The 18,720-nt window shown below is 64.5% G+C and carries 19 protein-coding genes, 1 tRNA gene and 1 riboswitch; of the genes, 10 read left to right on the top strand and 10 right to left on the bottom strand.

The features are described from left to right. Nucleotides 1-23: 23 nt before the first annotated feature. The 5 genes from M7H45_RS01085 to M7H45_RS01105 all read right to left on the bottom strand — a co-directional run bounded on the left by M7H45_RS01085 (nt 24) and on the right by M7H45_RS01105 (nt 5,359). A complete protein-coding gene (locus tag M7H45_RS01085; RefSeq protein ID WP_298213846.1) occupies nt 24-518 on the bottom strand; it encodes a PaaI family thioesterase in 495 nt (164 codons plus the stop codon). A gap of 31 nt (nt 519-549) precedes the next feature. After that, complete coding sequence (locus M7H45_RS01090; protein WP_298213848.1) at nt 550-1,977, bottom strand: VWA domain-containing protein; 1,428 nt, start codon at nt 1,975-1,977, stop codon at nt 550-552. Next, entirely contained in the window at nt 1,961-2,929 is a 969-nt protein-coding gene (locus M7H45_RS01095) for a MoxR family ATPase (protein ID WP_298213849.1), read from the bottom strand. The genes M7H45_RS01090 and M7H45_RS01095 overlap by 17 nt, the downstream gene beginning before the upstream one ends. After that, a complete protein-coding gene (locus M7H45_RS01100) occupies nt 2,926-4,089 on the bottom strand; it encodes an acyl-CoA dehydrogenase family protein (protein ID WP_298213851.1) in 1,164 nt (387 codons plus the stop codon). The genes M7H45_RS01095 and M7H45_RS01100 overlap by 4 nt, the downstream gene beginning before the upstream one ends. Before the next feature lie 106 nt (nt 4,090-4,195). After that, nucleotides 4,196-5,359: an acyl-CoA dehydrogenase family protein gene (locus tag M7H45_RS01105; RefSeq protein WP_298213853.1), complete on the bottom strand. Its 1,164-nt coding sequence runs from the start codon at nt 5,357-5,359 to the stop codon at nt 4,196-4,198. Nucleotides 5,360-5,527: 168 nt separating this feature from the next. Between M7H45_RS01105 and M7H45_RS01110 the strand changes: the two genes are divergently transcribed. The 5 genes from M7H45_RS01110 (at nt 5,528) to M7H45_RS01130 (ending at nt 11,319) form a co-directional block, all read left to right on the top strand. Then, entirely contained in the window at nt 5,528-6,736 is a 1,209-nt protein-coding gene (locus tag M7H45_RS01110; protein ID WP_298213855.1) for a CaiB/BaiF CoA-transferase family protein, read from the top strand. Between the two features lie 61 nt (nt 6,737-6,797). Continuing rightward, nucleotides 6,798-7,460 carry a ribulose-phosphate 3-epimerase gene (gene rpe / locus M7H45_RS01115; protein WP_298213857.1) on the top strand — a complete coding sequence of 221 codons (663 nt, stop codon included), beginning with the start codon at nt 6,798-6,800 and terminating at the stop codon, nt 7,458-7,460. 2 nt (nt 7,461-7,462) lie between these two features. Next, entirely contained in the window at nt 7,463-9,064 is a 1,602-nt protein-coding gene (locus M7H45_RS01120) for a heparinase II/III family protein (protein WP_298213859.1), read from the top strand. 4 nt (nt 9,065-9,068) lie between these two features. Beyond that, nucleotides 9,069-10,082, top strand: coding sequence for a UDP-glucose 4-epimerase GalE (gene galE, locus M7H45_RS01125; protein ID WP_298213862.1), 1,014 nt, complete (start codon nt 9,069-9,071; stop codon nt 10,080-10,082). Nucleotides 10,083-10,122: 40 nt separating this feature from the next. Further along, entirely contained in the window at nt 10,123-11,319 is a 1,197-nt protein-coding gene (locus M7H45_RS01130) for a glycosyltransferase family 4 protein (RefSeq protein ID WP_298213864.1), read from the top strand. On the opposite strand, the gene M7H45_RS01135 is transcribed toward M7H45_RS01130, so the two are convergent. Then, nucleotides 11,258-11,605, bottom strand: coding sequence for a hypothetical protein (locus M7H45_RS01135; RefSeq protein WP_298213866.1), 348 nt, complete (start codon nt 11,603-11,605; stop codon nt 11,258-11,260). The two genes, M7H45_RS01130 and M7H45_RS01135, sit on opposite strands and share 62 nt — an antisense overlap. Before the next feature lie 185 nt (nt 11,606-11,790). Then, nucleotides 11,791-11,869, top strand: a riboswitch (ZMP/ZTP riboswitch). Nucleotides 11,870-11,890: 21 nt separating this feature from the next. Here M7H45_RS01135 and purH point away from each other — a divergent pair. Continuing rightward, nucleotides 11,891-13,447, top strand: coding sequence for a bifunctional phosphoribosylaminoimidazolecarboxamide formyltransferase/IMP cyclohydrolase (gene purH / locus M7H45_RS01140; protein ID WP_298213868.1), 1,557 nt, complete (start codon nt 11,891-11,893; stop codon nt 13,445-13,447). Nucleotides 13,448-13,476: 29 nt separating this feature from the next. Beyond that, entirely contained in the window at nt 13,477-13,908 is a 432-nt protein-coding gene (locus tag M7H45_RS01145; RefSeq protein WP_298213870.1) for a hypothetical protein, read from the top strand. A 9-nt stretch (nt 13,909-13,917) separates the two neighbouring features. Here M7H45_RS01145 and M7H45_RS01150 read toward each other — a convergent pair whose 3' ends face one another. Next, nucleotides 13,918-14,538, bottom strand: a complete 621-nt coding sequence (locus tag M7H45_RS01150; RefSeq protein WP_298213871.1) for a LysE/ArgO family amino acid transporter — start codon at nt 14,536-14,538, stop codon at nt 13,918-13,920. Nucleotides 14,539-14,666: 128 nt separating this feature from the next. On the opposite strand from M7H45_RS01150, the gene rplM reads away from it, so the two are divergent. Next, nucleotides 14,667-15,131 carry a 50S ribosomal protein L13 gene (rplM, locus tag M7H45_RS01155; RefSeq protein WP_298213873.1) on the top strand — a complete coding sequence of 155 codons (465 nt, stop codon included), beginning with the start codon at nt 14,667-14,669 and terminating at the stop codon, nt 15,129-15,131. 4 nt (nt 15,132-15,135) lie between these two features. After that, entirely contained in the window at nt 15,136-15,630 is a 495-nt protein-coding gene (rpsI, locus tag M7H45_RS01160; protein ID WP_298213875.1) for a 30S ribosomal protein S9, read from the top strand. A 248-nt stretch (nt 15,631-15,878) separates the two neighbouring features. On the opposite strand, the gene M7H45_RS01165 is transcribed toward rpsI, so the two are convergent. Beyond that, nucleotides 15,879-15,953 (bottom strand) — tRNA-Met (locus M7H45_RS01165). A gap of 200 nt (nt 15,954-16,153) precedes the next feature. On the opposite strand from M7H45_RS01165, the gene M7H45_RS01170 reads away from it, so the two are divergent. Further along, nucleotides 16,154-16,936 (top strand): enoyl-CoA hydratase-related protein, encoded by a 783-nt coding sequence (locus tag M7H45_RS01170; protein WP_298213877.1) that lies wholly within the window; start codon nt 16,154-16,156, stop codon nt 16,934-16,936. A 64-nt stretch (nt 16,937-17,000) separates the two neighbouring features. Here M7H45_RS01170 and mctP read toward each other — a convergent pair whose 3' ends face one another. Both mctP and M7H45_RS01180 read right to left on the bottom strand, forming a co-directional pair. Continuing rightward, nucleotides 17,001-18,527, bottom strand: coding sequence for a monocarboxylate uptake permease MctP (gene mctP / locus M7H45_RS01175; protein ID WP_298213879.1), 1,527 nt, complete (start codon nt 18,525-18,527; stop codon nt 17,001-17,003). Further along, nucleotides 18,524-18,718 carry a DUF3311 domain-containing protein gene (locus M7H45_RS01180; protein ID WP_298213881.1) on the bottom strand — a complete coding sequence of 65 codons (195 nt, stop codon included), beginning with the start codon at nt 18,716-18,718 and terminating at the stop codon, nt 18,524-18,526. The genes mctP and M7H45_RS01180 overlap by 4 nt, the downstream gene beginning before the upstream one ends. Nucleotides 18,719-18,720: the final 2 nt, after the last annotated feature.

The raw sequence follows: 18,720 nt of genomic DNA on the forward strand, positions 1-18,720 counted from the left end.
GGGTCTCCTTGGGTTCCGGGGGGTTATTTTTGGTTCCGTGGCCAGAAAATGCGCCATATTCCCTTGGCCGTGGCGCAGATTTTGCCGCTGGAATCACGAAAGTCGCCTTCGGCGAAGGCCACGGTTTTGCTGGCGCGCACAACGCGGCCATGAGCCTCGAAATGCGAGCCCATGGCGGCGTTGAGAAAGGTGATGTCGAGATTGATGGTAAACTGGCGCAGATCCGAGGGGTTGATCTCCTGCGCTTCCGGTAAGGCCATCAGAGATGACATGATGGCCCAGCCCAGCGCACCGTCGAACATATAGGAAATGACACCGCCATTGAGCACGCTGCTGTTGAGTTCGTTGTCCGTGCCGCCGCCGCCCAGCTGATCCGGCCGTATTTGCGGCAGGCGCACGACAGCGCGGCCGATTCCGGTTTCTTCCACCTCCAGCCCCTGCGCCTTGAGAAACGGGCTCTCGTTCCATTTTTGCTTCCAGGCGGCGATGCGGTCTTGCGGGGTGGTGGCACTGTCCAAAGAAAGGTCTCCTTTATTTGTAAGATCAAGCTCAGGCGCTGGCCGCGTGCGTGCGCAGCAGCGCGTCGAGCGTGCTTTCCAGATGTTTAAGGGAGTTGCACTCCCTGGCTATATGGCAATAGGGCGCATAGCGTTTCATCTCGGAATCACCGAGACCCCAGAATGAGACCGGTTCCGGATTGAGCCAGATGACGCGGCGCGCGCGGTCATGGAGCATGCGCATTACCTCGCTATGCGCCTCACCGCGATTGTTGCGCGCGTCGCCTAGGAACAAAATCGTGGTGCGGCGGTCGATCTGGTCGAGCAATTGTTCTTCGATATCGAGCAATGTCTGCCCGTAATCGCTGCCGGAGCCGCCCACGGCGTGGATGACCTTGTCCACCGCCTGCTCCACCGGCAGATGTTCGAATGTCTCGCTGATATCCACGAGATGATTGATAAAAGCGTAGCTGCGCACGCCGCTCATCTGCTCATCGAGGCTGTAGAGAAACAGCAGTAGGAAGCGCGCATATTGACGCACTGAGCCGCTGACGTCGCAAATGGCGATCACACGGGGCCGGTCCACCACCTTGGTGCGCCAAAAGGTCTCGAACAGGATACCGCCATAGGCGGCGTTGCGGCGCAGGGTTTTGCGGAAATCGAGCTGGCCGCGCACTCTCTGCTTTTTGCGCTGGGCATGCCGCTCGGCCAGGCGCTTGGCCATTTTGCGGACGATGACATGCATGCGTTCGAAATCGCGGTTCTCGATATTGGAGAGTTTTTGCGTCTGCAAGAACTCGTCATGCAACTGGCGCGTGGGAGCGGTACCATAAAGGGCCAGTTTGCGCTCGACGAAATTTCGCACCTCATTGAACAGGCGCTTGCGCGCGAGTTCCAGGGCCTCGGCGCGCACGGATATGCCGGCGCGCTTGGCCTCGGCGATGTCCCGGTCGAGCGATTCCAGCCCCATCGCCTGTTGGATTTTCTGCGTATAAAATCCTTTTTGCGTGAAGAACCAGATATCGGTGAGGCCAACCTCGCGCGCCGCTTCCTGCATGCGTTTGGCGAGCGCCGCGGAATCGCCGGAAAGGAGTAATTGAGAGAGCGCCTGCCCGCCCCGCCCGCGGCAGCCGCCGGCGCCGCCCGAGCCCATCTGGGAAGCTTCATTTTTGGAGGAGTCGGGGTTGGCGGGCTGCCCGGCATCGGGGCTGGCGGTTTCGCCCGCTTTCGCCGGGGATGATGGCTGAGCGCCGGGCTGCTGGAACGCATCGAAGCGGAAAAATCGGTCGAAAGCCTCGTCAAATACCGCCCGGTCGGCGCTGGTTTTGGCGAGGGTGGTGCCCAGCGCGTGTTTCAGCGTGGCGCGGTCGCCCCAGCCGACGAGTTCCACCGCGCGCGCGGCGTCGACCTGGGCGTTCAGATGCAGTTCGAGATCGCTGCCGCGCAGCGCCTTGAAAAAATCCTCAAGCGTGGCTTGCATAGGTTAAATCCGCTTCCTTGCGGGCGGCTTGCAGCAATTCCCGCATCTGCTCATTGGCCGTGGCGATATCCTGCTCGAATTTGAGAAACACGTTGAGCGTATCGCGCACCAGATCCAAGCTGAGATGCTCGGCGTTGAGCAGCAGCAGGGTCTTGGCCCAGTCTATGGTTTCGCTGACCGAAGGCAGTTTCTTGAGATCCAGCTGGCGCACCGCCTGGATGAAGGCCACGAGCTCCCGGTTGAGCGTTGCGGACAGGCCGGGCACGCGCCGCTCGAGAATGCGCCGCTCCAAAGCGGGCTCGGGAAAGGAAATATGCAGATGCAGGCAACGGCGCTTGAGCGCGTCGCTCATCTCTCTGGTATTGTTGCTGGTCAGAAACACGATGGGCTTGACCTGGGCCTTGATGGTGCCGAGTTCCGGCACCGAGACCTGGAAATCGGAAAGGACCTCCAGCAGAAAAGCCTCGAATTCCGGATCGGATTTATCGACCTCGTCGATCAGCAGCACGCAGCCATTTTCCTGGTGCAGCGCCTGATAAAGCGGGCGCGGTTCCAGAAAATGCTGGCTGAAAAACAGATCGTCATGGGCGTGCAGCCGCTCCATGGAGTCAGCCAGACCGGCGGCGCCTTGCATCATCTCGCCGAGCTTGTCCTTCAGCAGCTGGGTATAGAGCAATTGCTTGCCGTATTTCCATTCATACAACGCCTTCGATTCATCCAGCCCCTCATAGCACTGCATGCGGATCAACGGCACGCCGAGAAGCTCGGCCATGCTCTTGGCAAGTTCGGTCTTGCCCACGCCGGCAGGGCCTTCGATGAGGATCGGTTTCTCGAGATGAAAGCCGAGATAGACCGAGGTGGCGATGGCGGGACTGGCGATGTAATCGACGGAGGCGAAGCCGCGGGCAACGCTGTCGATGGAGGCGAATTGATCGGAATGGTCTGTTTTCATATGGATAATGATTGCAACATCTGTTGCCCCTTCTGAAGTTGCCGAGACTGCGCGGCTCCGCGCGCTATGCCGAGCACAAGACGCAGGTCGCGGATGAAATCGGGCGCCGCCGCGCCTGGCTCAAGCAGGTGACGCGCCTCTAGCCAGGCTTCGCAAGCCGCCTGCCAGCGCTCGCACAGGCGGCGCGCGCCGACGGTGGAAAAGGCGAGCGCCTCGCCCCAGCCCTGCGCCTCAAGCTCGTGGGCGAGAGCGTCGCGCACGGCGTGCAAAGCCTCCCATTCGAGCCGCAGCGCCCCCATTTCCCGCAGGGTGTCGCTCTCCGCCGCGCCGCGCGCGGCCAGGGCCCCTGCGGCCCATTCCAGCTCATGCCGCATGGCCCCGAGCAGCGGGCCTAGCAGCAGCGCGTCCTCGATCGCGCGCACCGGTTTGGCGATGGTCTCGAAACCCTGTCCGGGCGGGCCGATACGGCGGTTCTCCGGCACGCGGCAGGCCTCGAGCCGCAGATCGCAATGGCCCAGCGGCGCCAGCCCCTGCGCGCGCGGGTTGGGCAGGCGGGTGAGGCCCGGGGTTCGGGCATCCAGCAGGAAGGCGTCGAAGCGCTTGCGGCCATCCTGCTCACCGCTAATGGCGAGCACGATGATGGCGTCTGCGGCGGGGCCGTTGCTCACGAACGCCTTTTGCCCGTCAAGTATCCAGCCCTCGCCAGTCTCATCCCGGATCGCCCGTGTTTGCAGATGTTTGGGGTGCGCCCCCGCGCCGGGCTCGGAGATGGCGAGCGCCAGCAGGCTTTCCCCCCGCGCCATGGCGGCGAGCAGCGCGCTGATCCAGCCGCTTTGCCCCGGGTTGCGCGTGAGCGGACCGAGCACGTAACGCCCGAGCATTTGCTGTAACATCCAGGCCATGCCCAGCCCCAGCCGGCCGGTGGCATGGGTCACTTGCTCCGCGAGGGTGCTGACCAGCACGGCATCGGCGGCGGGGGGATTCTCCCCCACCGCGAACCCCAGGCCGAGCATGCCGCGCTGGCCGAGATGGGCCCACCAGCCGCGCGGAAAGCCTCCACCCGTCTGGGCGGGCGCGGTCCGTAGCGCCTCATCCATGGCGCGCGGCCAGTCCGGCGGCGGTGAACCGGCTGAAATCGCTGCGGGGCGCGCGGTCGGCATCGCGTGGAAACCCCTTACGGCTGTGGGTGCGTCTGTCCGTCAGGACAGAATGGCTTACGCAAGATACAGCACATCGCGCGGCCATGAAACCGAATAAGAGGCCGATTCATGCATAAAATCCCAACTGGCGGGCGGCGAGATCGCGCATCACCTCCTCGGCGCCGCCGCCGATCGCGTTGACCTTCACCTCCCGGTAGATGCGCTCGACCGTGACACCACGGATGAAGCCTGCCCCGCCATGGATCTGCACCGCCTCGTTGGCGCAGTAGGCCATGGTTTGGGTCGCCTGGTTCTTGAGCAGGCAGATCTCGCCCACCGGCTGCTCGCCCTGCTCCACCCGCCAGGCGAGGAGTTCGAGCATGGCCTGGGTGGCCTCGATCCGCATGGCCATGTCGGCGAGCTTATGGCGGGTGACCTGCATGTCGATCAGCTTGCCGCCGAACATCTCGCGCTGCTTGGCCCAGCCCAGCGCCTCCTCCAGGCACACCTGCGCGAAACCATTGGTCCCCGCCGCGAGAAAGATACGCTCGCGGTTGAAGTTCTTCATGATCGCCTTGAAGCCCTGGTTTTCCTCGCCGACGAGGTTTTCTGCCGGCACCCGGCAATTGTCGAAATAGAGTGTGGCGGTGTCGGAGCACAGCCATCCCATTTTTTGTAAGGGCGTCTGGGTGAAGCCGGGGGTATCTTTTTCGATCAGCAGCAGCGACACCCCGCCCGGGCCAGGGCCGCCGGTGCGCACGGCCACGGTATAGAAATCAGCACGAATGCCCGAGGTGATGAAGGTTTTGGAGCCATTGACGATGTAATGATCGCCCTCGCGCCGCGCCGTGGTTTTGAGATTGGCGACGTCCGACCCGCCGGAGGGCTCGGTGATGCCAAGGGCGCTGATCTTCTCGCCGCGCATCACGGGTGGCAGCACCTTTTGCTTGAGAGCCTCGCTGCCGACATTGACGATGGGCGGACAGCCGATGGTGTGCGACATCAGGCTCGCCAGCACGCCGCCCGCGCCGCAGCGCGCGATTTCCTGGGAGGCGATGATGGTCATGAACAAATCGCCGTCATTGCCCCCATAGGCCTCGGGGAAGCCGAGCCCCAGCAGGCCCACTTTTGCGGCCTGGCGGTATAACTCGCGGGGAAAGCCGCCTGCTTCCTCCCATTCCTCGACGAAGGGGGTGATGTCCTTTGCGACGAAGCGGCGCATGACGTCGCGAAAGGCCGCGTGTTCGGCGGTATAGAAGGGGCTGGCGGAGGCTGATGGGATGATGGGCATGGCTCGTTTCCGTGAGTTTTGCTGAATTATGCGGAAATAACAAATAAAATCAATTAGCCGCCGGTTGCCTAACTAATGATTGTTCTGTTATTTGAGCCTTCCCGGCTCGCATGATGGGCGTCATCAGGGGTCTGCGTGCGGCCGGCTCAAAAATAGGGCGGACGGCGCATGCAAGGCGTTTTAGACGGCATAACGGTTCTGGACCTCTCACGCCTGATCGCGGGACCCTATGCCGCGATGGTCCTGGCGGATCTCGGGGCGCGGGTCATTAAGGTCGAGGCGCTGGCAGGCGAGGAGGGACGGCATTTCGGCCCGCCTTTTTACGGCGAGGACAGCGTCACCTTCGTCAATTGCAACCGGGGCAAGGAATCCCTTGCCCTCGACATGCGCAAGCCGCAAGGGCGCGAGGTGCTCAACCGGCTCATCCGCCAATCGGATGTATTGGTGCATAATTTCCGCCCCGATTTCACTGAGAGGCAGAAACTCACTTACGAGGATGTGCGGGCGATCCATCCGGGCCTCATCTATTACATGGTCAGCGCCTTTGGCGAGGAGACGGCCTACCGGTTGCGTCCCTCGGTGGATAGCGTGGTGCAGGGCATGGCGGGGGCGTTTTATGCAAGCGGCGCGGAGGGCGACCCGCCGATACGCATTGGCCTGCCGGTGATCGACGTGGTGTCCGGCATGTGCGGGGCGCTAGGCGTGCTCACCGCCGTGATGCACCGGCAGAAAACTGGCGAGGGCCAGCGCGTGGAGCTTTCCCTCGCCGATACCATCCTCAACATCATGGCCAATAAATATGGTGAGCTCGCCGTCACCCAGCGCGAGCCGGTGCGCTCGGTCAATTTGCCGATCGCCGCGCCCAGCCGGCATTTCTGCGGAGCAGACGGGGCGTGGTTCAGCGTCTCAGTAGTGAATGAACCCGCGTTCAAGCGGTTTTGCTCGGTCATCGCCAAACCGGACTGGCTCACCGATCCGCGCTATCACGACAATGCCGCGCGTATCCGGAATTTAAAGGAATTGCTGGAGGAGCTGGAAGCCCTTTTCAGCACGCGCCCTGCCCGCGAATGGGTGAACGCCTTCGACGCCGCCGATATTCCCTGCGGCCCGGTGAACACCATTTCCCAGGCTATGGCCGACCCGGTTCTGGCGGGCCGTTTCGTCCAGCATCCGCGCATGCCGGGCTACCCGCTGATCCCCTTCCCCGCCCATCCCGCCGCGGGCATGCGCAACCTCGCGGCTATGGAGCCACCCCCCGCTCTCGGCCAGCATACGGCGACGGTGCTCAGCGAACTCGGCTATGGCGGCGCGGAAATCGCGGAGCTGGCCCGTGCCGGCGTGGTCCGGCTGCCCGCGGAGACCTCTGCGGGCCGCTGAAGTCCGGTAACGAGCGCCGCCGCTTGTGAAACCGGTGCGCTGCCGGTTACAAATGGGGATCATGGCCGCTCATCCGCTCATCGCCCCCTCTCTCCTCGCCGCGGATTTCTCCCGGCTCCGCGATGAAGTGACCGCCATCGAGCGGGCCGGGGCGGATTGGCTGCATCTCGACGTGATGGACGGGCATTTCGTCCCCAACATCACCTTCGGCCCGCTGGTGGTGCGGGCGCTGCGCCCCCATACCCGCCTGCCGCTGGACGCCCATCTGATGATCGCCCCCGCCGATCCTTACGTGGCGGCCTTCGCCGAGGCCGGGGCGGATCATATCTCCGTGCATTCCGAGGCCGGGCCGCATCTGCACCGCACCCTCCAGCTCATCCGCTCACTCGGCAAAAAGGCGGGGGTGGTCCTCAACCCGGCCACGCCCATCGAGGCGGTGGTGAACGTGTTGGACCTCGCCGATCTGATCATGGTGATGACGGTCAATCCCGGCTTCGGCGGCCAGGCCTTTCTCGCCTCGCAACTGCCCAAGATCTCGGCGCTGCGTCGTCTCATCGACGACTCCGGCCGCGATATCATTCTCCAGGTGGATGGCGGCGTCACCCACCAGACCGTCCCTGCCATTCTCGCGGCCGGAGCCACCTGCCTCATCGCCGGCACGGCGGTTTACGGCGCGGCGGATTACGCGGCGGCCATCGCCGCGCTCCGCGCCGGGGGGAGGTGACCATGCCCCCCGCCCCGCCCGGCGGCCTCGGCCGCCAGGCCCGCGCCTGGGTCACCCGGATGCGCAATCTACGCCCCGCCGCCGGGCCGGACGCCCCCGCCATCGCCCTGCGCGACCCCTGGCCGGGAGACCCGGCGCGCGGGGCCCGGCTGGTGAAGGGGGAGATGGAGTTTGGCGGCGCGGTGCTGCCGGTTCATCACGATGTGTTCGCCGGCGCGGCCGGGGCCACCCGGATGCTGCGCGCGCATCTGCACGGCTTCACCTGGCTGCGGGATCTGCGCGCGCTCGGCACGGATGCGGCCCGCTCCCGCGCGCGCGCCATGGCGCTCGATTTCATCGACACGCCGAAACCCGAGCCCACCGCCTACGCCCCGGATGCGGCGGGGGCGCGGCTCGCCTCCTGGCTCGGCCATTATGATTTTTTCGCCGCCTCGGCGGATGACGATTTTCGCCAGGCGCTGATGTCGCGCATGGTGCAGGACGCCCGCACTCTGGCCGCCGCTCTGCCCGCCGAGTTTCTCGACGGACGGGCGCTGACCGGCTTGAAGGGGTTGGTGGCCGCCTCCGTCGCCATGCCCGATCATGTGCCATACCTGTCCCGGGCGCTCAAATTTCTGCTGCCGGAGCTGGCCCGGCAATTCTATCCGGATGGCTGCCATGTCGAGCGCAGCCCGGCGGCGCATTTGCTGGCCCTGCGGGACATGACCGAGATGCGGGCCTTGTTGCAGGCCGGAGGCAAGGCCCCGCCCGCCGAACTGGTCACCGCCATTGAGCACGCGGCGGCGGCGCTGCGCGCCTTGCGCCATGGCGATGGCGGGCTCGCCTTGTTCAACGGCTCCAAGGAGGAGCTGCCCGGCCTCGTCGATCTCGTGCTGGCCCAGGCCGGGCGGGCGCGGGGCGCGCTGGCGCCGCTCAAACCCTCCGGGCTGTTCCGTCTCGCCGCCGCCAAATCCGTGCTGCTCATGGATGCGGGCCTGCCCGCGCCGCCCATGCTCGACCGCTTCGCCCATGCGGGCACGCTCGGCTTCGAATTCTCATTCGGTAAGGACCGGCTGGTGGTGAATTGCGGCGCGGCGCCCGCCCTGGCCGGCGACTGGGCGCAACTTCTGCGCGGCACCGCCGCCCATTCCACACTCATCATCGCCGACACGTCATCCTCGGAAATTCGCGAGACCGGCCTCGGCCACCGGCCCCGCAATGTCCATGTCGCGCGCGAGGACACGGGTGGTGTCGCCTGGATTGAGGCCAGCCATGACGGCTGGGCCGATTCCTTCGGCGCCATCCATCACCGCCGTCTCGGTCTCGCCGAGCATGGCGAGGAATTGCAGGGCGAGGATCTGATCGAGTCGACCACCCCCCAGCCCTTCGTCATCCGCTTTCATCTTCACCCCAATGTCACGGCCAGCCTCGCCCAGGACGGCGAAACCGTGCTGCTGCGCGCGCCCTCCGGGCTCGGCTTCCGGTTGCGGGCGGAGGGGGCCGCTCCGCGCATCGAGAGCGGCGTTTATTTCGGCCAGGCGGAGCCGCGCCGGGCGGAGCAGATCGTCCTGCCCGGCCATCAGGACGGGCCGCAGCACATTAAATGGTGGATCACGAAGGCCTAAGGATATGCGCATATTACTGACGGGCGGCGCGGGGTATATTGGCTCGCACACCGCTGCCGTGCTGGCCGAACGCGGGCACGAGCCGGTCATTCTCGATAATTTCGCCAATGCCGAGCGGGACGTGCCCGCCCGGCTCGCGCGCCTGACAGGACGGGAGATCGCGGTGATCGAGGCTGATATCCGCGACACCGAGCAGGTGACGGCGGCGCTCAGGACGCAGCCAGTCGAGGCCGTGATCCACTTCGCGGCGCTGAAGGCGGTGGGAGAGAGCGAGGCCGACCCGCTGCGCTATTACGATATGAATATCGCCGGGACGATCCGGCTGATGCAGGCCATGCAGGCGGTGGGGGTGGGGCGGATCGTCTTCTCATCCTCCGCCACGGTTTATGGCCAGCCGGAGTCCTCGCCCATCCTCGAGGATGCGCCCACTCGCGTCGAGAATATCTATGGCCGCACCAAGCTGGTGATGGAGGATCTCATCCGCGACCTCGCCCGCACCGGCAAGCTGGCCGGGGCGGCGAATTTGCGCTATTTCAATCCGGTGGGGGCGCATCCCAGCGCGATGATCGGCGAGACCCCGCGCGGCGTGCCCAATAATCTCATGCCCTATGTGACGCAGGTGGCGACCGGCGAGCGCGCCCATCTCAATGTCTTCGGCAACGACTACCCCACCCGCGACGGCACCGGCGAGCGTGATTATATCCATGTTATGGACCTTGCCGAGGCGCATGCCCTGGCTGTCGAGCATATCGCCGCGCATGACGTTTCCGTCACCGTTAATCTCGGCACCGGACGGGGAACGACCGTACTGGAACTGGTACGCGCCTTCGAGACCACGACGGGACGAAAAATTCCCCTGGTTTTCGCGCCGCGCCGTCCGGGCGATGTCGCCAGCTATTACGCCAACCCGGCCCTGGCCGAGCGGCTGTTCGGCTGGCGGGCCCGGCGCGATGTGGAGGATATGTGCCGCGATTCCTGGCGCTGGCAGGCCAGCCGCGCCGGTATCAACGATGTCTGATCCGCTTTCCCTGGGCGCGCGCCTGCCCTAAACCCCGCCCATGCCGGATTCCCGCCCCTTGCTCGTCTTCCTCATCATGGAGGACTGGTTTTTTCTGTCACATTTCCAGGCCCGGGCGCGGGCGGCCCAGGCGGCGGGCTGGCGGGTGGCGGTCATCGCCCGCCAAAGCGAGGCGGCGGCGGACATACGCGCGGCGGGTTTCGAATTCTATGCGGCGGCGCTGGACCGCAAGCGCCTCAACCCGTTCCGGGAGCTCGCCCTCTCTCTCTGGCTGGCGCGTCTCTACCGGCGGCTGCGCCCGGATGTCGTCCACCATATCGCCCTCAAGCCGATCATTTTGGGCGGAGTCGCGGCGCGGCTGGCCGGCGGGCCCGCCGTGCTCAACGCGCCCATAGGCCTTGGCTTCGTCTTCTCTTCCCGCAAGCTGCTGGCCCGGGCGCTGCGCCCCTTCGTCTCTCTGGGGCTGCGAGCGACGATGAACCCCAGGCGCGGCCTCGCGGTGTTCGAAAATCCGGACGATCTTAACGCCATGGTGGGCGCTGGCATGGTGCGGCGGGAGCGCGCCCGGCTCGTCCGGGGGGCAGGGGTGGATCTTCGCCAATTCCAGCCCGCGCCCGAGCCGGAGGGGACGGTGCGGGTACTGCTCGCGGCCCGTTTGATCCGGGAGAAGGGCATTGGCGTCTACGCGGCGGCGGCGCGGCAATTGCGGGGGCGGGCGGAATTCTGGCTGGCGGGCGCGCCGGATGCCTCCAACCCCAACCCGGTGACCGAGGCCGAGCTGCGGCAATGGGAGGGTGAGGGGATCTTGCACTGGCTGGGGCCGGTGCGGGATATGGCGGGGCTGCTCCGCCAGGTTCACGTCTTCACCTTGCCCTCGACCTACCGGGAAGGCCTGCCCAAGGTAATTTTGGAGGCAATGGCGGCGGGACGGCCGGTGGTGGCCACAGATATTCCCGGCTGCCGCGAGGCGGTGGCGGCGGAGGAAACCGGTTACCTCGTGCCGCCCGGCGATGCCTCCGCTTTGGCGGCGGCGCTCGCCCGGCTGATCATCGACCCCGCCTTGCGGAGGCGTCTAGGCATGGCTGGACGGGCGCGGGTGGAGCGGTATTTTTCAGATGAGAACGTCTGCGCCGAGACGCTCCGCCTCTACGAGGCGTTGCGGGCCGGCACGCCGTTCACTGCCCCGGCGACAACTCCGCCAGATCCTGATCCACCTGCTTCAGCTTGGCCTGGTTGAGGCGGCCGCCGGAGAGGGTGGCCAATTGCGACAGGCTCATGGAGGAAAATAGATCATAATGGGGGTTGGACATCACGCCCGGCACGTCGCGGTCCAGCACGGCCTTACCCCCCGGGTTGGCGGCGATCTTATTGATGGGCGTGTGAACGGAGAGCGCCGGGGGGGGCTTATCACCGCCCTGGCTCAGCGTGACGCGCTGGCCTCCCGGCATGGCGCAGCTCATGCCGACGAAGGCCAGTCCGGTCACGCCCAGAACCATGAAACCATGCCTCGCTTGCCTAACCATCTTCTTGCTCCTCGCAACCGCCGCCCTGGTTTCCTGCCCTGCGCCGGTATCCTAACAGATATAGGCAAACTTCGGTCGCAATGCGACAAATTTATCACGGTGGCGCGAGTTTAATGAATCCGCATAAAAGTTTTGCCCCGCCTGCTGCCGCTTGCCTTGGGCCGTGAGGCCGTGGCAAACCGCGCCCATCCTCACGTGACTGGCGTTCGGATGGATCACCATCGGGGAGCGCGGGGAGAAACGCCGCGCGCCTGGGCATTGCCGCAACCCGATTGGAGCCGCCTCGTGTCCGATATCATCCCCATTCGCACCGCCCTGATCTCCGTCTCCGATAAGACCGGGCTGGAGGATTTCGCCCGCGCTCTTATTGCCCAGGGGGCGAGGGTGCTCTCCACCGGCGGCTCGGCGAAATTGCTGCGCGAGGCGGGTTTGCCCGTCACCGAGGTCTCCGAGCATACCGGCTTTCCGGAAATTCTGGAGGGCCGGGTGAAAACCCTCGTGCCGCAGATCCATGGCGGTATTCTTGGCAAGCGCCATGACCCCGGCCATATCGCCGAGATGACGGCGCACGGCATCGCCCCCATCGATCTCGTCGCCGTCAATCTCTACCCGTTCGAGACGACGGTGGCGCGCGGCGCCGGTTTCGCCGACTGCATCGAAAATATCGACATTGGCGGCCCGGCGATGATCCGCGCCGCCGCGAAGAACCATGAGGGCGTGGCGGTGCTCACCGAGCCAAGCCATTACGCCCGCGTCCTGGAGGAGATGGCCGCCCAGGGGGGCACCAGCCTCGCCACGCGCCGGGCGCTGGCTGTTGCGGCCTTTGCCCGCACCGCCGCCTATGATGCCGCCATTTCCACCTGGTTCGCCGAACAATTGGGCGAAGCTTTTCCCCCGCGCTACGCCATCTCCGGCGAGCGGAAACAGGCGCTGCGCTATGGCGAAAATCCGCATCAGCGCGCGGCCTTCTATATCGCCGGGCCGCCCCGCTTCGGGGTCGCCACCGCCGCCCAGCACCAGGGCAAGGAACTCTCCTATAATAATTACAACGACACCGACGCCGCCTTCGAATGCGTGGCGGAGTTCACCGAGCCAACGGTGGTGATCGTCAAGCACGCCAACCCCTGCGGCGTCGCCATCGCCGCTAGCCCCGCCGCCGCCTGGGAACGCGCTTTGGCCTGCGACCCGGTCTCCGCCTTTGGCGGCATCGTCGCCCTCAACCGCGAGCTGGACGAGGACACCGCCGCGAAAATCGCCGCCATTTTCACCGAGGTGATCATCGCTCCGCAGGCGAGCGCGGAGGCCAAGGCGCTGCTGGCCCGCAAGAAAAATCTCCGCCTTCTCACCACGGGCGGCGTGCCCGATCCCGCCGCGCCGGGGTTGAGCTTCAAATCCCTGGCGGGCGGGTTTCTCCTGCAAGACCGCGACGCCGGACGGGTGGGCAGGGGTGACCTTAAAATTGTGACCAAACGCGGCCCCAGCGAGACGGAGATCGCTGACATGCTCTTTGCTTTCCGCGTCGCCAAGCACGTCAAATCCAATGCCATCGTCTATGCCAAGGCAGGAGCCACGCTCGGGATCGGCGCGGGGCAAATGAACCGGTTGGATTCCGCGCGCATCGCCGCCTGGCGCGGCAAGGAGGCGGGGCTGGATTTCACCGGCTGCGCCGTGGCCTCAGACGCGTTCTTTCCCTTCGCGGATGGGTTGGAGGCGGCGATCGCGGCGGGCGCCTCCTGCGTGATCCAGCCCGGCGGCTCGATCCGCGACGATGAGGTGATCGCGGCGGCGGATGCGGCGGGCATCGCCATGGTCTTCACAAACATGCGCCATTTCCGGCATTAAACGGCTATGACCAACGCGGAGCCATAACCATGCCCTTTCCCCTGCCGGACTGGATGCCGGGCTGGCTGTTCCTGGTCATCGCCGTGCCGGCGCTGCTCTGGGTTCTCGCTTTTCTCATGGTGCCATTCAGCGTATTCGGGGTAAAGGCCCGGCTGGAGGCGATGGAAGGCGAGCTGGCGGCTATCCAGGAGGAATTGCGGCTGATGCAATTGCGCGCGAGCGGCGCTCTGCCAGCCGCGCTGCGCCCGCTCGACCCGCCCGAGGACGTGCCGGATTTTGGCCTGCTCAAACGGCGGAGCGCCCCTGCCGCCGCGGAGGAGCCACGGCGCTCCCGCCCCCCCATTCCCGAGCCGCACCCGCCGCGCGGCGCTGCCGTGCCGGGCGAGCGGATCGTCCCGCCGCCCCATCGCGACCCGCCCCCGCCGCCGAAACCGCGCCGGATCGAGCCGCGGCTGGACTAATCCCGGCTTTTACCGCGCCACGCGGACCAGCAGCGAGGCGGCCAGGGCGAGCATGGTGAGGCCGACCAGCAGATCTAGCGTCCGCCACGCTTCAGGGCGGGTGAAGATGGGCCGCAGCAGCCGGGCGCCGAAGCCGAGCGCCGAAAACCACACGAAACTGGCCGAGGCGGCGCCGATGACGAAAACCGGGCGCAGCGGCGCGGGCTGTGCCGCGCCGATGGCGCCCAGGAGCAGCACGGTGTCCAGATAGACATGAGGGTTGAGAAAGGTGAACCCCGCCGTGGCCGCCAAGGCGCGGCCAAGGCTGACCGCGCCCGCCTCGGCCACCCGCATTACCTGAGGCTGGGTCATCCGCCGCAGGGCGGCGATGCCATACCAGCCGAGAAACGCCGCCCCGCCCAAAGCGAGCAGTGTGGTGAGCCGGGGGCTGGCGGCGGCGAGCGCCCCAACCCCGCCTACCCCGGCGGTCATCAGCGCCGCGTCCGCCAGCGCGCAGAACAGCACGACGGGGCCTACATGCTCCCGCCGCAGCCCCTGCCGCAGCACGAACAGGTTTTGCGCTCCGATGGCGATGATCAGCCCAGCCGAGGCGGCGAAGCCGGTGAGAAAGACAGCGAAAGGACTAGCCATTGGCCGCGCCTTAACGCGGCGGCCGGAGCAAGGAAAGTTATGTGGTATTAAAATACCACAGACCGGGACGCTTGACCTTTACCGGGGTTTTCCCCATAAGCCCGCCATTGTCTCATTTGGGTGCATTCATGAAAACGACGCTTTCCATCAAGCCCGCCGAGGTGAAGAAGGATTGGATTCTCATCGACGCCGAGGGCTTGGTTCTCGGCCGTCTCGCCGCCATCGTGGCGGCCCGCCTGCGCGGTAAGCACAAGGCCATTTTCACGCCGCATGTGGATTGCGGCGACAACATTATCGTCGTCAATGCCGAGAAGGTGAAGGTGACGGGCAAGAAGGCCGAGGATTCCGTTTTTTACTACCACACCGGTTATCCTGGCGGGGTCAAGGGTCGCTCGGTAAAAGAGCGGCTCGCGGGCAAGAACCCGCAAAGCGTGGTGGAGAAAGCAGTGGAACGCATGATCACGCGCGGGCCCCTCCAGCGCCAGCAAATGAAGAATCTCCACGTCTATGCGGGTCCTGAGCACCCGCACGGCGCCCAGCAGCCGCGCGCGCTCGATGTCGGCGCGCTGAACCTCAAGAATAAGAGGGCCTGAACCCATGTCCACGACCACCAACGCCTTCGCCGGCCTCAAGGATCTCCAGATCGGTGCCGCCGCTCCCAGCCCGGAGGCCGAGCCGCAGAAGCGCGAGCCCAAGCGCGACGCCCAGGGCCGCTCCTATGCCACCGGCCGACGCAAGAACGCCATCGCTCGCGTGTGGGTCAAGCCCGGCAAGGGCGAGATTATCGTCAACGGCAAGAAGGCGCCGGCCTATTTCGCCCGGCCGGTGCTGCGCATGCTTATCACCCAGCCCTTCCTGGTGGCGGACCGCTACAACCAGTTCGACGTGTATTGCACCGTGTCTGGCGGCGGTCTCTCCGGCCAGGCCGGCGCGGTGCGCCATGGTATCTCTCGCGCGCTCACTTTGTACGAGCCGGAGCTGCGCTCCATCCTCAAGGCCGCCGGGTTTCTTACCCGCGACCCGCGTATGGTCGAACGCAAGAAATACGGCAAGCCCAAGGCCCGCCGCTCCTTCCAGTTCTCCAAGCGCTAACCAACACCCCGGCGAAAGCCGGGGTTTTTTTGTAAACCCCTGATACTCGAACCAAGTTCGTAGCTGGAAACACGCGCGCCTTCCTTGATCTGCATGATCACCTAGGGGGTATTGCAGCAGCTTCAGCGGTTTAAGGTAGAATCAATGGCCGTCCCGGCGTTGCGCCGGCTCTGGACGGAATATCGAGCACAGTTAGCCCAGCTGCCTGGATGCGGAGGAAGGGCTCGTCCATGAAATTGCCAGGAGATTGGTAGCGGCGGAAGGATTTGAACCTCCGACCAAGGGATTATGATTCCCCTGCTCTACCACTGAGCTACGCCGCCTCATGATGCGGCTGCGGGTACTGCGGCCGGACTAGGAAGTCAAGACGAGGCGCGTTTTTGATCGTATCGAGCGGTCTCCCAGAATCTAATGAATGTTAGGTAAGCCGATTGACTTGAGTTGCTTGCTCGTTAAGGTCACCCAGAATCACGCCTGCGGGAGTTGGCGCGGATTAGGGTTCATTATAAAAGGGAGGCTCAGCATGGCCGAGCAAGAAATTCTTTACGATGTGAAAGATTACGTGGCCACCATCACCATCAACCGGCCCAAGACGCTCAACGCCTTTACCGGCGACAATATCAAGGACATGGAGGCATATCTCGACCAGGCTGCCACCGACCCGAAGGTGGGTGTGATCGTTCTCACCGGCACGGGTGAGCGTGCGTTTTGTGTGGGTGGGGATGTCAACTGGGAAAAAGGAACAGGCGGCAAGAGCGGTCTTGAGGATCTCGACTTCAATTTCAACCGCAAGATCGTGGAATGTCCGAAGCCGGTAATCGCCCGCGTCAATGGCTATGCGATCGGGGCGGGGCATCACATCGCCTATTTCTGCGATCTGACGATTGCCGCCGACCATGCGATTTTTGGGCAGAACGGCCCGCGCGTGGGCTCTCCCGCTGGCGGATATATCGTCTCGCACGCCGCCAATGTGCTCGGCCATAAGCGCGCTCGGGAATTATGGATGCTCTGCCGCCGTTACAACGCCCAGCAGGCTCTGGAATGGGGGCTGGCCAATGCTGTTGTGCCGATGGCGAAACTCGACGAGGAGGTCCGCAAAGCGTGCGATGAATATCTTTCGCTCTCTCCGACCTGCCTGAAGATCGTCAAACGCTCCTTCTATTATCATATGGAGCCGATCCTGAACCGCGACATGAGCAATATTCTCAAGGAAGTCGCCCCGGATTATTTCCGCACCGGCGAGCAGCAGGAAGGCGCCAGCGCGTTTTTGGAAAAGCGCAAGCCTGATTTCAGCCGCTTCCGCTGACCGTTTCGGCTGGTGTGAAAAAAAGGCCCCGTCAGGGGCCTTTTTTGGCTCGTGGATGGACGGATCAAACGTAATCCGAAACGGCGGTTTCGTCCCGCACCCGATCATTCGCCACCATCTGAAACAGCGGGCTCAGCACCGCCGCGATTATCCCGTTTAAAACCACGGTTGCTAAGGCGATATAACAGGGCACGGTATAGCCGAGGATATGGAACGGCCAGATCGCCCCGGTAAAGTGGTTCTGCCACACCAGCCAAGTGGCGCTGACAATTCCCACCAGCCAGCCAAGCAGCAATGCCCAGCCGTTCAAGGCGCGGGTGAATACTGAGAAGACGACGGCGGGAAAGGTCTGAATGATCCACATGCCGCCCAGCAATTGGAGTTGCACGGCATAGGTGGAGGGAATTTTCATGATGAAGATTAACGCGCCGATGATCATGAGGATGGCGAAAATCTTCGCTGCCAGGGTTTCGCCCCTCTGCGTGGGGGAGTGAAAAAACTGAGTCCAGATATCCCGCGTGAAAATATTGGCGGAGGCGATGGCCATGATCGCGGCGGGCACCAAGGCGCCGATGGCGATGGCCCCGAACGCCACCCCCGCGAACCAGCCTGGAAAAGAATTGAGCAGCACCGCCGGCACCGCGAAGCTGGCGCCGTATCTGGCGAAGCCGGCGGCGAATTGCGGCATGGTCTTCACCCCGGCCGCCAGCGCCATGAAGCCGATGAGCGCCAGCAGGCCGAGCAGGAGCGAATAAGCGGGTAACAGCACCGCGTTGCGCTTGATAACGCGTGGGCCTGAGGCAGAGAGGATCCCTGTCATCGTATGAGGGTAGAGAAACAAGGCCATGGCGCTACCCAACGCAAGCGAGGCGTAGGCGCTGTAGCTGCCGCTGGAGCCCGGAGGCGGGGGCGGCAGGATCAGCTTCGGCGCCGGAACCTTGGCGAAGATGGCCGTAAACCCGCCCAGCTCCGCGGGGATGACGATGATCGCGGCAATGACGGTGAGATAGATCAGCAGATCCTTGACGATGGAGATCATCGCTGGCGCGCGCAAACCCGCTGTCCAGGTAAAGGCGGCAAGAACGATGAAGGCGGCGATGAGCGGGCCATGGCCGGGCAGGCCGAGCGCGCCGATCACCGTCTGCATGCCCACAAGTTGCAGGGCGATATAGGGCATAGTGGCGAGGATGCCGGTGAGGCCCATGGCGAGGGCCAGCCAGCGATTGCCGTAACGGCCGCGCACGAATTCCGGCCCGGTGATGTAGCCTTTGGCGCGGGCGACCCGCCATAGCCGGGGAAACACCACGTAGAGAATCGGGTAGATGAGCACCGTATAGGGCATGGCAAAAAAGCCCAGCGCCCCGGCCCCGAACATCAATGCCGGAATGGCGATGAATGTATAGGCGGTGTAGGCGTCGCCGCCGATGAGGAACCAGGAGATCCAGGTGCCGAAGCGGCGGCCGCCGAGCCCCCATTCCTCGATATGGCCGATATTCCCCTCACCGGATTTCCAGCGCCCGGCGATGAAGCCGAGCACCAGCACTATGGCGATGAGAAGGAAGAAGACGATGGAGGCGGAAGGATAGGTCATTTGCGCGCTTCCTCACCAGCGTCGCGCTCCTCGGCGCGGTAGACGAAATAGATCAGCAAGGAGCCGACCGGGACGATGATAATTTGATACCAATAAAAAAACGGAAACCCGAATAAACTCGGCTCGACACGGTTAAAGAAAGGCACGATCAATGCCAGCACCATCACCAAAAGCAGAAGAATTCTTATCATAT

It is taken from the genome of Acidocella sp., from assembly GCF_027352905.1.
Taxonomy (GTDB): domain Bacteria; phylum Pseudomonadota; class Alphaproteobacteria; order Acetobacterales; family Acetobacteraceae; genus Acidocella.